Below are 13,824 nucleotides of genomic sequence, written 5' to 3'. Positions count from 1 at the left end.
CGCGGCGAGGGCGGGTATCTGACGAACTCCGAGGGCGAGCGCTTCATGGAGCGCTACGCGCCCACCTACAAGGATCTGGCCTCGCGCGATGTGGTCAGCCGCTGCATGACCATCGAGATCCGCGAGGGGCGCGGCGTGGGGCCTAACAAGGACCACATCCACCTGCATCTCAACCACCTGCCGCCCGAGACGCTGGCCGAACGTCTGCCCGGCATCTCCGAATCCGCGCGCATCTTTGCCGGCGTGGACGTGACCAAGGAACCGATCCCGGTCCTGCCCACGGTGCACTACAACATGGGCGGCATCCCGACGAACTACTGGGGCGAGGTGCTGAACCCCACCGCGGACGACCCCGACCGCATCGCGCCGGGCCTCATGGCCGTGGGCGAGGCGGGCTGCGCCAGCGTGCACGGCGCGAACCGCCTTGGCTCGAACTCGCTGATCGACCTCGTGGTGTTCGGCCGGGCGGCCGCGATCCGCGCGGGCGAGGTGGTTGAGCGCGGCACGCCGGTGCCGGTGCCGAACGCCTCTGCCGTCGAGAAGGCGCTGGACCGTTTCGACGGGCTGCGCCATGCGAAGGGCGAAACACCCACTGCGGACCTGCGCCTCGAGATGCAGAAGACCATGCAGGAGGACGCGGCCGTCTTCCGCACGGAAGAGACGCTGAAACAGGGTCTCGACAAGATGACCGCGATCGCCGGCAAGATCGACGATCTGTCGGTCACCGACCGCTCGCTGATCTGGAACTCGGACCTGATGGAGACGCTGGAGCTCACCAACCTGATGCCCAACGCGCTGGCAACCATCGCGGGCGCCGAGGCGCGCAAGGAAAGCCGTGGCGCACATGCGCATGAGGATTTCCCCGACCGCGACGACGAGGAATGGCGCAAGCACACGCTGTCTTGGGTTGACGGCAACAGGGTGCGGCTTGGCTACCGGCCGGTGCACCTCAACCCGCTGATCGGGCACAACGAGGGCGGCATCGACCTCGAGCGCATCAAGCCCAAGGCGCGGGTCTACTGATGACCGGAGCGGCCGAGCGCCCGCACCCGCGCCGAGGGGCGGCGCACCCCCGGAGCCGCGCATGAGGAAGGCGCCGCCGCTTTTTGCCGCGGCGCTCGCCGCCGCCTGCGCGCCGCAGCCGATGACGCCCGCGCGCGCGGCCAAACTCTGCGCCGAAGAGGCGCGCGCGGCTGACGGCGTGACCGGCAACATCCGCGCCGGCATGAGCAGCGAGGGTCCGGTGGGCGGCGGGCGGCTGACCGTGACCTCGGCGGTTCTGTCGCCCGTGCGGGAGCAGGATGCCCTGAACGCCTGTATTGACCGCCGGCTCGCGGGCCGGCCGGCCCCGCCGCCGCGGGGCTTGTCGATCACCATCGACGGCGACTTCGGCGGAAGCGCCGCAAGACCGTTCGGCGGCTGACCGCGCAGCAGCCGCCCCCCGAGACCCGAAGGAGACGGACCCCAATGGTTCAGTTCACGCTTCCCAAGAACTCGAAGATCCGCACCGGCAAGACATGGCCGAAGCCCGAGGGCGCGACCAACCTGCGCAAGCTCCAGATATATCGCTGGAACCCGGACGACGGCGAGAACCCGCGCGTCGACACCTATTGGGTGGACATGGACAGCTGCGGGCCCATGGTCCTCGACGCGCTGATCAAGATCAAGAACGAGATCGACCCCACGCTGACCTTCCGCCGGTCTTGCCGCGAGGGGATATGCGGATCCTGCGCGATGAACATCGACGGGATCAACACGCTGGCCTGCATCTACGGCATGGACGAGATCAAGGGCGACGTGAAGATCTATCCGCTGCCGCACATGCCGGTGGTCAAGGACCTGATCCCGGACCTCACGCATTTCTACGCGCAGCACGAGGCGGTGATGCCCTGGCTCGAGACGAAGTCGAATGCCCCGGCCAAGGAATGGCGCCAGTCGATCGAGGACCGCGAGAAACTGGACGGGCTTTACGAATGCGTGATGTGCGCCTGCTGCTCGACGGCCTGCCCCTCCTACTGGTGGAACGGCGATCGCTTCCTTGGTCCCGCCGCCCTTCTGCATGCCTATCGCTGGATCATCGACAGCCGCGACGAGGCGACCGGAGAGCGGCTGGACGATCTCGAGGACCCCTTCAAGCTCTACCGCTGCCACACCATCATGAACTGCGCCAAGACCTGCCCGAAGGGGCTGAACCCGTCGAAGGCCATCGCCAACATCAAGAAGATGATGGTCGAGCGCGCCGTCTGAGATGGACGGCGCAGCGCCGCTCTGGCTCGCGCTGCTTTTCGCCGGCGGTGCCGGTCTTGCCATGCCGCTTGGCGCGCTGGTGGCGCTGGTCGAGCGGATCGACGATCCGCTGATCGCGCTGCAGTGGCGCCACGGGGTCGTGGCCTTCGGGGGCGGTGCGCTGCTGTCGGCCGTGGCGCTGGTGCTTGTGCCGGATGGCTCGGAGGCGCTGCCGGCGGCGCTGGCCGTTTTGTTTCTCCTCTTCGGCGGTCTGATCTGCTTCGCGGTTGATCGCTGGGTGGAGGCGAATGGTGGCGCCGGCGCGCAGCTGATGGCGATGCTGCTCGATTACCTGCCCGAGGCAGCCGCCCTGGGCGCGCTCTTCGCCGTCGATTTCGGGACCGCGATGCTGCTTGCGGGCCTGATCTTTCTTCAGAACCTGCCCGAGGGCTACGCCGCCTTCAACGAGATCGAGGAAGCGCGGCAGCAGCCGTCGCGCCGGGTGGTCGCGCTCTTTGCCGCGCTCGCCGCGGTCGGGCCGGGGGCTGCGGCGCTCGGGCTCTTCGTGCTCGCCGATCTGCCCGGCGTGCTGGGCGCGATCATGCTGACGGCGGCGGGCGGCATCCTCTACCTCGTCTTTCAGGACATCGCGCCGCAGGCACGCACGCCCGGTCACTGGTTGCCGCCGCTCGGCGCTGTGGCGGGCTTCGCCCTGGGCCTCGGCGGGCATCTGGTCATCGCGTGACCCGCGGCTTCTGCCGCTACGGAACTTGCACGCAGCGCAATCCGAAACTGCAATTGTATGCGATGCCATGCCGGCGGTGAGGGCCTATCTTTCGTCAAAGGGAAGACCTCCCGCAAACCGAAAGACCAGTAGCATGACCGAGCCACGCAAGATCAACCACGACGCCGCCGCCCGCGCGCTTCAGCTTCTCGAAGAGTCCTGGGCCTATTTCGACATGACGCCGCGCCCCGTCGCGCCTGCCGTGCCAAACGGCTACGACCTGCCCGACGCGGCCTGAGCCGGGGGCTTTTCCCCTATGTTCTGCCGGGGCACGGTGTGCGCATCCGAAAGAGGAGTGCGCCCATGCCCCGACCGGACCCTGCTGATGCCCGGGCGCGCCGCGCCGTCCGCCCGGTGATCGCCTATCCCGGTGACAGCCTGCCTGCGCCCGCCCTTTCGCTCTATCGCGCCGCGCGGGCAGGGGCGCGGAAGATGGACGAGGTGCTGGTGCCGCCGCGCGAGGCAAGGTGCTTCCGCGTGGCCGCCGGCCAGGTCTTCCGCATCTCCAGCGTCGAGGGGCCGCAGGTGGGCGATCTGAACCTCTGGAACGCCACCGACCTTTCCGAGCGGTTCTATTCCGGCAAGACGCGCGCGCTGCACGGCACGCATCTGAGCACAGGCGACCGGATGTGGTCGGCCTTCCCCCATCTCCGCCCGATGGCGACGATCGTCGAGGACACGCTCGACTGGTATGGCACGGACGACTTCGGCGGCCGGGTGCACGACGTGATCGGCACCCGCTGCGATCCCTACACGCACGCGCTGCTGTCGGGGGGCGATGCCTACCATCACTGCTGCCATTCCAACCTGACGCGGGCGCTGGCGGAAGAAACGGGGATGCCGCCGGCAGAGGCGGAGCGCCACGTCCATGACGTGCTCAACGTCTTCATGTGCACGGGCTTCACGCGCGACACGGGGCAGTACTTCATGAAGGCCAGCCCGGTGCGGCCTGGCGATTACCTGGAGTTCTTCGCCGAGATCGACCTGCTGGGCGCGCTCAGCGCCTGTCCGGGCGGCGACTGCTCGGCGGAGCATTCCAGCGACATGGCTGCCTGTTTCCCGCTGCTGGTGGAGGTCTTCGCGCCGCAGACGGGCGCGCTTGACGGCTGGACGCCGCCCGCGCCAAACCTTTACGACCGCAGCCACGGCACCTGAGGATCAGGCGAAGGCCGCCTCCAGCGCGACCTCGACCATCGTCTCGAAGCCGGTCTCGCGCTCTTCGCCGGTCAGTGCCTCGCCCGTCAGCAGGTGGTCCGAAACGGTAAGCACAGCGAGCGCGCGGGCGCCGTGGCGGGCGGCGACGGTGTAGAGTTCGGCCGCCTCCATCTCGACGGCGAGCACGCCGTGGCGGGTCATCACCTCGTTCAGGTCCGGACGCTCGTCGTAGAACACGTCGGAGGAATAGATGCCGCCGGCGTGACAGGGTGCGCCCCGCGCCTCGGCGGCCGCGGCGGCGGCGCGCAGCAGGCCCCAGTCGGCGCAGGGGGCGTAGTGCACTTCGCGGAAGATCCCCCGCGACGGGGTGGAAAGCGTGGACGCCGTCATGGCGAGGATCAGATCGCGCAGCTTCACCGCCTCCTGCATCGCCCCGCAGGAGCCGATGCGGATCAGCGTGCGCGCGCCGTAGTCCCGGATCAGCTCGTTGGCGTAGATCGACAGCGAAGGCATCCCCATGCCAGAGCCGTGAAATGTGACCGGATGGCCCCGCCAGCGGCCGGTGTAGCCCAGCATGCCCCGCACCTCGTTGACGAGGCGCGGCGTGTCGAGGAACCGCTCGGCAGCCCAGCGGGCGCGATGGGGGTCGCCGGGCATCAGAACGGTTTCGGCAATCTCGCCCGGACGGGCGCCGATATGGATGGTCATGCGACGTGCCTCAGGTTCAGCGCCGGATCTCGAAGCCCGAAAGCCCGGGTTCGGTCGCAGTCGGGCTGGAGTCCACCCCGGTCACATGCGCGGCGGAGGGGCCATCCCACAGCCGCCGCAGCATCTGCCGGACAGCTTCGGGGTCGCCCTGCAGCCGGGCCTCGACGCTGCCGTCAGGGGCGTTGCGCACCCAGCCGGCAAGGCCGAGGCGTCGCGCCTCCGCCTCTGTCCAGGCGCGGAACGACACGCCCTGAACGCGCCCGGTCACGCGCACGGAAACGGCGCCGGGTATCACGCCTCAGATCTCCAGCTTCTCCAGCGGAATGCCGGCATCGAGCGCCTCGATGATCCACTTCGGCTTGCGGCCCTTGCCGGTCCAGGTCTGCGACGGATCGTTCGGATTGCGATACCGCGGCGCGCCTTTCGTGCGCTTGCCGCCAACTTCCTTGAGTTGGGTCAGCGAGTATCCGTACTGGCGCGCGGCATCCTCTGCAGCTTTCAGCGCCTCCGCCTTGCGGCGCGCCTCCCAGCTTTCCAGGGCTCGGTCGATCTGCGTACGCAGATCGAGCAATTCCTCACGCGACATTTTTTCGAGGTCGGGCTTCATTCTTATCTCCCATTCCGCAACCAGACGACAATCGGATGATCGTCGATCGATTGCGGTTTGCGACGATAATTCCAGACATGCAAGTCCCGTTGACCGGCCCATTGGCAATTGCGCGGCGTTTGGCCGCGCGGTCGGCTTGCTTGCGCGATAGTCGCGCAATTTCCGTCGGGGCAAGGCCCGTTATTGCGCGGCCACCGGCCGGGGTTCGGCCAATCGGACGACGTCCATCATGATCGCGTTCAACTCGAAGTCCTTCGGCGTATAGACGCGTGCGACTCCCATCGAGGTGAGGCGGCGCGCATCCTCTTCCGGGATGATCCCGCCCACGATCAGGGGAATGTCATCCATGCCCTCGGCCGACATCCGGCGCAGGACATCTTCGACCAATGGAATATGACTGCCGGACAGGATCGAAAGTCCGATGACATGGACATCGTTTTCCCGCGCCGCGCGCACGATTTCCTCCGGCGTCAGGCGAATGCCTTCGTAGTCGATTTCCATTCCGCAGTCGCGCGCGCGAAAGGCGATCTGTTCGGCGCCGTTGGAATGGCCGTCGAGCCCCGGCTTGCCGATCAGGAAGCGCAGGCGCCGGCCCAGCCGGTCGCTGACCGCGTCCACCGCGGCGCGGATCTCGTCCAGCCCTTCGGTCTTGTTCGAGGGGCTCTTCGAAACGCCCGTGGGCGCGCGGTATTCGCCGAAGACGGCGCGCATCTGTTCGGCCCATTCGCCCGTGGTGACGCCGGCCTTCGCCGCGGCGATGGAGGGGGGCATGATGTTGCGTCCCTCCGCAGCCGCCGCGCGCAGATCTGCCAGCGCGGCTTTCACGGCCGTCTCGTCGCGTTCTGCGCGCCATGCGTTCAGGCGGTCGATCTGGTCCTGTTCCACCGCCGCGTCCACGACCATGATGCCGCCGTCCTCGCCCATCAGCGGCGAGGGCTCGGCCTCGGTCCACTTGTTGACGCCCACGACGACCGTCTCGGCCCGCTCGATGCGGTTGACGCGCTCGGCGTTGCTGTCGACCAGGCGCGCCTTCATGTATTCGATGGCAGAGACCGCGCCGCCCATCGCGTCGAGATTGGCGAGTTCGTGGCGCGCGCCCTCTTTCAGCGCCGCGACCTTCGCCCCGACCACGGGATTGCCCTCGAAGAGGTCGTCGTATTCCAGCAGGTCGGTCTCATAGGCAAGGATCTGCTGCATCCTCAGCGACCATTGCTGATCCCAGGGCCGCGGCAGGCCCAGGGCCTCGTTCCAGGCCGGAAGCTGAACGGCGCGCGCGCGGGCGTTTTTCGACAGCGTGACCGCCAGCATCTCCAGCAGGATGCGATAGACGTTGTTCTCGGGCTGCTGTTCCGTCAGCCCCAGCGAATTGACCTGCACGCCGTAACGGAAGCGGCGCAGTTTCGGATCCTCGACGCCATAGCGCTCGCGGCAGATCTCGTCCCAGAGTTCCGTGAAGGCGCGCATCTTGCACATCTCGGTGACGAAGCGGATGCCGGCGTTCACGAAGAACGATATGCGCCCGACAAGGATCGGGAAATCCTCTTCCGGCACCTTGCCTTTCAGGTCGTCGAGAACGGCGGTGGCTGTGGCCAGCGCGAAAGCCAGCTCCTGTTCCGGGGTCGCGCCCGCCTCCTGCAGATGGTAGGAGCAGACGTTCATCGGGTTCCATTTCGGAATCTCCCGGTAGCAATATGCCGCAACGTCAGTAATCAATCGCAGGGAGGGTTTCGGCGGGCAGATGTAAGTCCCGCGGCTGAGGTATTCCTTGATGATGTCGTTCTGGACGGTGCCCTGCAGTTTCGACACGTCGGCGCCCTGTTCCTCGGCCACCGCGACATAGAGCGCGAGCAGCCAGGGCGCTGTCGCGTTGATCGTCATCGAGGTGTTCATCCGGTCCAGCGGGATCTGGTCGAAAAGCGTGCGCATGTCGCCCAGATGCGCGACCGGCACGCCGACCTTGCCCACCTCTCCCCGCGCGAGCACATGGTCGCTGTCGTAGCCCGTCTGGGTGGGCAGGTCGAAGGCCACCGAAAGTCCCGTCTGCCCCTTGGCGAGGTTGCGGCGATAAAGCTCGTTCGAGGCCCTGGCGGTCGAATGACCGGCATATGTCCGCATCAGCCAGGGGCGGTCCTTCGTGGTCTCGGTCATCTCGGGGCCTCGCTCTTTGGGTGGGCAAGAATGTTGCGCATGGCGCGATCTACTTGAAACGATCTGCCCGGTCAATTCGCCGCGCCGCGGCATGGCAGGGAACGACTGCCGCGGTGTCGCTGCAGGATTTACGACGGCCCCGACAGGCTTCAATATCCCCCGGATGACCGCGCCCGTGACCCTGCCGCTCTGGCTCTTCCTGCTGATCCTCGCCTTCGCGGGCGTGACCTTTGCCTCGCATTTCCTGTTTCCCTCCGTGCGCTGGTTCTTTCGCCGCCGGCTGGAGCGCGGTGTCGCCCGGCTGAACGAACGCCTGCAGCGTCCGATCCAGCCCTTCAAGCTGGCCGAGCGGCACGACACGATCCAGCGCCTGATCTACGATCCCGAGGTAAGCCGCGCCGTCGTCGCCACCGCCAAGGCCGAGGGGATCCCCGAAAACGTCGCCTTCCAGCGCGCCCGCCGCTACGCGCGCGAGATCGTGCCGGCCTTTTCCACCTCGCTCTATTTCGGCCTTGCCATCCGTCTCGCGCGCTGGCTGTCGGGCACGCTTTATGCGGTGCGGCTGGAGCGGGCCGAGGTGGTTGCCGCGATCGACCGCGAGGCGACGGTGGTCTTCGTGATGAACCATCGCAGCAACATGGATTATGTCCTGCTGACCCACCTGGTCGCCGAGACCTCGCCGCTGGCCTACGCGGTGGGCGAATGGGCGCGGGTCTGGCCGGTGTCGCGGCTGATCCGGGCGCTGGGCGGCTACTTCATCCGCAGGCGCGAGGGCAACATGCTCTATCGCCGGGTGCTGGCGCGCTACGTGCAGCTCGCCACCAAGGGCGGCGTGACACAGGCCATCTATCCCGAGGGCGGGCTCAGCCTGACGGGCGGGCTCGGGGCGCCGAAGCTGGGCCTGATGAAATACATCGCCGAGGCCGAGCACGACGGGCGCGACGTGATCTTCGTGCCGGTGGGGCTCAATTACGACCGGGTGCTGGAGGACCGGCTGCTCACACGGGCCGGCGGCACGGGCGAGCGCCGTTTCCGCGCGCGCCCGCTGGCGATCGCGCGTTTCGTTCTGGGTCAGTTCTGGCTGAAGGTCACGGGCCGGCACCGGCGCTTCGGTCAGGCCGCCGTGCGGTTCGGGCGGCCGCTGTCGCTTTCGGCCTTCCGGGGTGCGGGCGAGGCGGAGCCGCAGGCCCTGGCCCTGGCGCTGATGCGGCGCATCGGCGCCGCGGTGCCGGTGGTGCCGGTGCCGCTGGTGGCGCATCTGTTGCGTCACGAAGGTGCGATGCCGCGCGAGACGCTGCATGCCCGCGCCGCGGCGCTGGCCGATGCACTGGGCGAGGAAGCCTTTGCCCCGCGCGTGCTTGACCAGGCCGTGGCGCAGCTTGCGGCCCGCAAGATCGTTTCCGAAAAGGGCGACACCCTCGTTCCCGCAGCGGCGGAGACCCCTTTGCTGGACTTCTACGCGCGGTCCATTGCGCATCTGCTTCCCCCCGATGCTGCGGTCGCAGAATAGAATTCTGCAGATGCTCGGTCATAAAGTTTCAATCGCCCCGTGTAGGGTGTTGCAATGTTGCGCGGGCGAAAGTATCCCCGGGCGGCGCGACCGATACCGGTTGCGCGAGGATTCGCGAGGGAGGCCTGAATGGCTCTTGATTCCGACACCGGCATCGCCCCCTACGAGGCGCCGGAGAAGGACCTCTACGAGATGGGCGAGATGCCGCCGCTCGGCTATGTGCCCAGGAAGATGCACGCCTGGGTCCTGCGGCAGGAACGCCACGGAGAGCCCGACAAGGCGCTGCAGAAAGAGGTCGTGGATGTCCCCGAGATCGACAGCCAGGAGGTTCTGGTCCTGGTGATGGCGGCGGGCGTCAACTACAACGGCGTCTGGGCCTGCCTCGGCCAGCCGGTCAGCGTGTTCCTCGGCCACAAGGCGCCCTATGCCGTGATCGGGTCGGACGCCACCGGCATCGTCTGGGCGGTGGGCGACAAGGTGAAGCGCTGGAAGGTCGGCGACGAGGTCGTGGTCCACTGCAACCAGGACGACGGCGACGACGAGGAGTGCAACGGCGGAGACCCGATGCTCTCGCCCAGCCAGCGCATCTGGGGCTACGAAAGCCCCGACGGCTCCTTTGCCCAGTTCACCCGCGTGCAGGCGCAGCAGCTCATGCCGCGCCCGAAGCACCTGACCTGGGAAGAGTCTGGCTGTTACACGCTGACGCTGGCCACCGCCTACCGGATGCTTTTCGGCCATGAACCCCATGACCTGAAGCCGGGGCAGAACGTGCTGGTCTGGGGCGCCTCGGGCGGGCTTGGCTCCTTCGCGATCCAGCTGATCAACACCGCGGGGGCGAACGCGATCGGCGTGATCTCGGACGAGGACAAGCGCGAGTTCGTCATGGGGCTGGGCGCCAAGGGCGTCATCAACCGCAAGGACTTCGACTGCTGGGGCCGGCTGCCCGAGGTGGGCACCGACGACTACAAGGAATGGTTCGCCGAGGTCCGCAAGTTCGGCAAGGCGATCTGGGAGATCACCGGCAAGGGCGTCAACGTGGACATGGTCTTCGAGCACCCGGGCGAGGCGACCTTTCCGGTCTCGACCTTCGTGGTCAAGCGCGGCGGCATGGTGGTGATCTGCGCCGGCACCACCGGCTACAACTGTACCTTCGACGTGCGCCACATGTGGAGCCACCAGAAGCGCCTGCAGGGGTCGCACTTCGCGCACCTGAAACAGGCCAGCGCCGCCAACAAGCTGATGCTCGAGCGCCGGCTGGATCCCTGCATGTCCGAGGTTTTCCCTTGGGACGACCTGCCGGCCGCGCACATGAAGATGCTGCGCAACGCGCACAAGCCGGGCAACATGGCCGTGCTGGTGCAGGCGCCGCGCACCGGGCTGAGGACTTTCGAGGACGCGCTCGCCGCCCGCGGCTGAGCGAATCGCCGCGGCCGGAGGAGGAGGGCCGCGGCGACCCATTCCGCATTGCGCGAGGCGTGACAGGCACCTGGCGCGTGCCGCCCCGCCATTTCAGGGGGGGTCCGAGTGGCGAATACTGTGTGGCGCTCTGACGTGCTATGGTTGCATTAACCATGTATTAACACTTCCGCAGCGAGAGTTCTCATGCAGCACGACTGGATACTCGACGTTCTCGAGGACCTTGGGACCTTCGCCCTCGCAAACGGTCTGCCGCGTCTCGCCGGGGAGCTGGGCGAGGTGCGCCTGACCGCCATGTCCGAGATCGCGTCGGCGGCGAAGGGGAAGTCGGCCGGTGAGCGGATCGCGGCTGGAATGGATTCTGGAGCGGCTGGAGGCCGCCACTGCACCTGAGGACCTGCAGACCGCGATCGAGGCGCTGCGCCCGCATTACGGCGTCGATCACCTCGTCTATCACTGGGTCAGTTCGACCGGCTCGCAGTTCGGGTGCGGCACCTATCCACCCGAATGGGTGGAACGCTACCTCGAGCAAGGCTACCTGCGCGTCGACCCCGTGATCCAGGGCTGCTACCGCCGCTTCCACCCCGTGGACTGGAAGCGGCTGGACTGGTCCGCGCGCCCGGCCCGGGCCTTCCTGCGCGACGCGCGCGCCCACGGGCTGGGCCGGCAGGGCTTTTCCGTTCCCATCCGGGGGCCGTCGGGACAGTTCGCACTGTTCACCGTCAACCACGACTGCGACGACGCGACCTGGGCCGCCTTTACCGAGGCGCACAGGCGCGAGCTGATCCTTGTGGCCCACGCCTTCAACCAGCAGGCGCTGGAGTTTGAGGCCGACCGCCTGCCGGCGCATCAGGCGCAGCTTTCCCCGCGCGAGGTGGACGCGATGACGCTGCTCGCCATCGGCTATTCCCGCGCGCAGGTGGCACAGACGCTGTCGATCTCGGAACACACGCTGCGGGCCTACATCGAAAGCGCGCGCTTCAAGCTGGGCGCCCTCAACACCACTCACGCCGTGGCCCGCGCGATGAGCCGCGGGCTGATCGTTATCGGACCCTGAGCGCAACGCGCGCCGCTGCAGGGCTGCGTAAACCCTCCGCTCCCCAAGGATGCCGCATCGACAGGCAACAGGGGGGCCCGGATGCTCAGACTGCTTTCCGCCGACCGGCTCGGCGACCACCCGCGACTGGCCGAGGAGATGTTCCGCCACCGCGCCGCGCAATTCCGCGACCGCCTGGGCTGGGACGTGCGCGTTGACGCGACGGGCCGCGAGCGCGACGCCTACGACGACCTCGATCCGCTCTACCTGATCTGGCAGCGCGCGGATGGCGGGCACGGCGGCTCCTTCCGGCTGATGCCAACGGTCGGACGCTGCATGCTCAACGAGCATTTCGCCGACCTGGCAGGCCGCATCGCCAGCCCCTTCATCTGGGAGGTGACGCGCTTCTGCCTCGCGCCTGGGGCCGAGGGGCGGGTCGCCGCCGCGCTGATGCTGGGCGGCGGCGCGGTGATGCGGGCCGCCGGGCTCGACCATCTGCTGGGCGTCTTCGACGCGCGGATGGAGCGGATCTATACCCGCATCGGCGCCGCGCCGGAGGTGCTCGGCCGCCACGGCACGGGACGCGACCGCATCGGCGTGGGCCTGTGGCGCCTGACGCCCCAGGCCGAGACGCGCGTCGCCGCCCGCGCCGGGCTGTCGTCCGACCTGGTGGCGCGCTGGATCGCGCGGGACTTCGACGCCGCGCCGGCACCCGTGCCGGTCCGCAGCGCCCGAGCCTGCGGGATGGCCCCTCTCGCGGCGCGGCCCCGGGTCCCTGCCGGCCGGGCGGAGGCGTCATGGCCGTGACCGCGCGCCTTCGGAACGTCTTGGCGCCAGCACGAGCGAGACGGCCCGCAAGGGCCACCGAGCGGCCATGCGCGCGGCGTTGACGCCCGCCGCGCGCATGATACACCCCGGCGCAGCCTTGATCGGGGAGTGCCATGAACCTGTTTTCCGAGATCCATGGCGGCGTCATCGCCGCACTTCGGGCGCTGGAGGCGGAGGGCACGCTGCCGCAGGGGCTGGACCTGTCGAACGTCACGGTCGAACCGCCGCGCGATCCCGCGCATGGCGACATGGCGACCAATGCCGCGATGGTCCTGGCCAAGCCCGCAGGGATGAAGCCGCGCGACATCGCTCAGGCACTGGCCGACCGTCTCGCCGCCGACCCGCGCGTGGCCCGCGCCGAGGTGGCCGGGCCCGGCTTTCTCAACCTGCGCCTCGCGCCCGCCGTGTGGCACGGCCTGCTTGCCGCCGCGCTGGGCGAGGGGCGCGATTTCGGGCGTTCGGCGCTGGGGCAGGGGCAGTCGGTCAACGTCGAATACGTCTCGGCCAACCCGACGGGGCCGCTGCATGTGGGCCACACGCGCGGCGCGGTCTTCGGCGATGCGCTGGCCAGCCTGCTGGATTTCGCCGGCTACGTCGTGACCCGCGAATACTACATCAACGACGGCGGCGCGCAGGTCGAGGTGCTCGCCCGCTCCGTCTACCTGCGCTATCTCGAGGCACACGGGCAGGAGGTCGCCTTCGAGGAGGGAACCTATCCGGGCGACTACCTCATCCCGGTGGGCGCGGCGCTCAAGGACAAGGTGGGCGATGCCTACCTCGGCAAGCCGGAGGCCGAGTGGCTCGCGCCGGTGCGCGATTTCGCCACAGAGGCGATGATGGACCTGATCCGCGAGGATCTGAAGGCGCTCGGCGTGGCGATGGACGTCTTCTTCTCCGAGAAGTCGCTCTACGGCACCGGCCGGATCGAGGCCGCGCTCGACAGCCTGCGCGAGAAGGGCCTGCTCTACGAGGGCGTGCTGGAGCCGCCCAAGGGCAAGACGCCCGAGGACTGGGAGCCGCGCGAGCAGACGCTCTTCCGCTCCACCGACTACGGCGACGACGTGGACCGCCCGGTGATGAAGTCGGACGGCAGCTGGACCTATTTCGCGCCTGACATCGCCTATCATTTCGACAAGGTCGAGCGTGGCTTCGACTGGCTGATCGACGTCTTCGGCGCCGACCACGGCGGCTACGTCAAGCGGATGAAGGCGGCGGTGGCCGCGCTGTCGGGCAACCGCGTGCCGCTCGACATCAGGCTGATGCAGCTGGTCAGGCTCTACAAGGGGGGCGAGCCATTCAAGATGTCGAAGCGCGCGGGCACCTTCGTCACCCTGCGCGACGTGGTGGACGAGGTGGGCCCCGACGTGACCCGCTTCGTCATGCTCACGCGCAAGAACGACGCGCCG

At 68.2% G+C, this 13,824-nt stretch carries 15 protein-coding genes; 11 read left to right on the top strand and 4 right to left on the bottom strand.

From position 1 onward, the window contains the following. The 6 genes from ACLFOB_RS10745 to ACLFOB_RS10720 form a co-directional block, all read left to right on the top strand. Window positions 1–1,023, top strand: a 1,023-nt coding sequence (locus ACLFOB_RS10745; RefSeq protein ID WP_410926065.1) for an FAD-binding protein, incomplete at its 5' end; no start/stop codon positions are given. A 61-nt stretch (window positions 1,024–1,084) separates the two neighbouring features. Continuing rightward, window positions 1,085–1,423 (top strand): hypothetical protein, encoded by a 339-nt coding sequence (locus tag ACLFOB_RS10740; RefSeq protein ID WP_410917896.1) that lies wholly within the window; start codon window positions 1,085–1,087, stop codon window positions 1,421–1,423. 44 nt (window positions 1,424–1,467) lie between these two features. After that, complete coding sequence (locus ACLFOB_RS10735; protein WP_410917897.1) at window positions 1,468–2,247, top strand: succinate dehydrogenase iron-sulfur subunit; 780 nt, start codon at window positions 1,468–1,470, stop codon at window positions 2,245–2,247. A gap of 1 nt (window position 2,248) precedes the next feature. Continuing rightward, a complete protein-coding gene (locus ACLFOB_RS10730) occupies window positions 2,249–2,971 on the top strand; it encodes a ZIP family metal transporter (protein ID WP_410917898.1) in 723 nt (240 codons plus the stop codon). A gap of 133 nt (window positions 2,972–3,104) precedes the next feature. Beyond that, window positions 3,105–3,248 carry a hypothetical protein gene (locus tag ACLFOB_RS10725; RefSeq protein ID WP_410917900.1) on the top strand — a complete coding sequence of 48 codons (144 nt, stop codon included), beginning with the start codon at window positions 3,105–3,107 and terminating at the stop codon, window positions 3,246–3,248. 65 nt (window positions 3,249–3,313) lie between these two features. After that, window positions 3,314–4,165 (top strand): urea carboxylase-associated family protein, encoded by an 852-nt coding sequence (locus ACLFOB_RS10720; RefSeq protein WP_410926064.1) that lies wholly within the window; start codon window positions 3,314–3,316, stop codon window positions 4,163–4,165. 3 nt (window positions 4,166–4,168) lie between these two features. Here ACLFOB_RS10720 and deoD read toward each other — a convergent pair whose 3' ends face one another. The 4 genes from deoD to ACLFOB_RS10700 form a co-directional block, all read right to left on the bottom strand. After that, window positions 4,169–4,873: a purine-nucleoside phosphorylase gene (gene deoD / locus ACLFOB_RS10715; protein ID WP_410917902.1), complete on the bottom strand. Its 705-nt coding sequence runs from the start codon at window positions 4,871–4,873 to the stop codon at window positions 4,169–4,171. A gap of 16 nt (window positions 4,874–4,889) precedes the next feature. Further along, window positions 4,890–5,168 (bottom strand): acylphosphatase, encoded by a 279-nt coding sequence (locus ACLFOB_RS10710; protein ID WP_410917904.1) that lies wholly within the window; start codon window positions 5,166–5,168, stop codon window positions 4,890–4,892. Window positions 5,169–5,171: 3 nt separating this feature from the next. Continuing rightward, window positions 5,172–5,480, bottom strand: coding sequence for an H-NS family nucleoid-associated regulatory protein (locus ACLFOB_RS10705; RefSeq protein WP_410917905.1), 309 nt, complete (start codon window positions 5,478–5,480; stop codon window positions 5,172–5,174). A gap of 180 nt (window positions 5,481–5,660) precedes the next feature. Next, a complete protein-coding gene (locus tag ACLFOB_RS10700) occupies window positions 5,661–7,721 on the bottom strand; it encodes a methylmalonyl-CoA mutase family protein (protein ID WP_410926063.1) in 2,061 nt (686 codons plus the stop codon). A gap of 70 nt (window positions 7,722–7,791) precedes the next feature. Between ACLFOB_RS10700 and ACLFOB_RS10695 the strand changes: the two genes are divergently transcribed. The 5 genes from ACLFOB_RS10695 to ACLFOB_RS10675 all read left to right on the top strand — a co-directional run. Further along, window positions 7,792–9,138 (top strand): 1-acyl-sn-glycerol-3-phosphate acyltransferase, encoded by a 1,347-nt coding sequence (locus ACLFOB_RS10695; protein ID WP_410918383.1) that lies wholly within the window; start codon window positions 7,792–7,794, stop codon window positions 9,136–9,138. Window positions 9,139–9,267: 129 nt separating this feature from the next. After that, a complete protein-coding gene (ccrA, locus tag ACLFOB_RS10690) occupies window positions 9,268–10,554 on the top strand; it encodes a crotonyl-CoA carboxylase/reductase (protein WP_410926062.1) in 1,287 nt (428 codons plus the stop codon). A gap of 334 nt (window positions 10,555–10,888) precedes the next feature. Further along, the gene (locus ACLFOB_RS10685; RefSeq protein WP_410926061.1) at window positions 10,889–11,611 is read left to right on the top strand and encodes a helix-turn-helix transcriptional regulator; all 723 of its coding nucleotides are present in this window, start codon (window positions 10,889–10,891) and stop codon (window positions 11,609–11,611) included. Between the two features lie 81 nt (window positions 11,612–11,692). Next, complete coding sequence (locus ACLFOB_RS10680; RefSeq protein WP_410926060.1) at window positions 11,693–12,397, top strand: acyl-homoserine-lactone synthase; 705 nt, start codon at window positions 11,693–11,695, stop codon at window positions 12,395–12,397. Window positions 12,398–12,531: 134 nt separating this feature from the next. Beyond that, window positions 12,532–13,824: arginine--tRNA ligase (locus tag ACLFOB_RS10675; RefSeq protein WP_410926059.1), on the top strand; the 1,293-nt coding region annotated here is incomplete at its 3' end.

Source organism: Rhodosalinus sp., from assembly GCF_046542825.1.
Classification (GTDB): domain Bacteria; phylum Pseudomonadota; class Alphaproteobacteria; order Rhodobacterales; family Rhodobacteraceae; genus Rhodosalinus.
The sequence above is the reverse complement of the archived record's forward strand: the minus strand, read 5'-3'. Positions and strand labels throughout refer to the sequence as shown.

What these genes read in the sequence shown, in the direction of transcription:
- ccrA (WP_410926062.1), top strand. Translation starts at nt 9,268, where the DNA reads ATGGCTCTTGATTCCGACACCGGCATCGCCCCCTACGAGGCGCCGGAG.
- ACLFOB_RS10705 (WP_410917905.1), bottom strand. Translation starts at nt 5,480, where the DNA reads ATGAAGCCCGACCTCGAAAAAATGTCGCGTGAGGAATTGCTCGATCTG.
- ACLFOB_RS10680 (WP_410926060.1), top strand. Translation starts at nt 11,693, where the DNA reads ATGCTCAGACTGCTTTCCGCCGACCGGCTCGGCGACCACCCGCGACTG.
- ACLFOB_RS10700 (WP_410926063.1), bottom strand. Translation starts at nt 7,721, where the DNA reads ATGCCGCGGCGCGGCGAATTGACCGGGCAGATCGTTTCAAGTAGATCG.
- ACLFOB_RS10730 (WP_410917898.1), top strand. Translation starts at nt 2,249, where the DNA reads ATGGACGGCGCAGCGCCGCTCTGGCTCGCGCTGCTTTTCGCCGGCGGT.
- ACLFOB_RS10725 (WP_410917900.1), top strand. Translation starts at nt 3,105, where the DNA reads ATGACCGAGCCACGCAAGATCAACCACGACGCCGCCGCCCGCGCGCTT.
- ACLFOB_RS10735 (WP_410917897.1), top strand. Translation starts at nt 1,468, where the DNA reads ATGGTTCAGTTCACGCTTCCCAAGAACTCGAAGATCCGCACCGGCAAG.
- deoD (WP_410917902.1), bottom strand. Translation starts at nt 4,873, where the DNA reads ATGACCATCCATATCGGCGCCCGTCCGGGCGAGATTGCCGAAACCGTT.
- ACLFOB_RS10695 (WP_410918383.1), top strand. Translation starts at nt 7,792, where the DNA reads ATGACCGCGCCCGTGACCCTGCCGCTCTGGCTCTTCCTGCTGATCCTC.
- ACLFOB_RS10740 (WP_410917896.1), top strand. Translation starts at nt 1,085, where the DNA reads ATGAGGAAGGCGCCGCCGCTTTTTGCCGCGGCGCTCGCCGCCGCCTGC.
- ACLFOB_RS10720 (WP_410926064.1), top strand. Translation starts at nt 3,314, where the DNA reads ATGCCCCGACCGGACCCTGCTGATGCCCGGGCGCGCCGCGCCGTCCGC.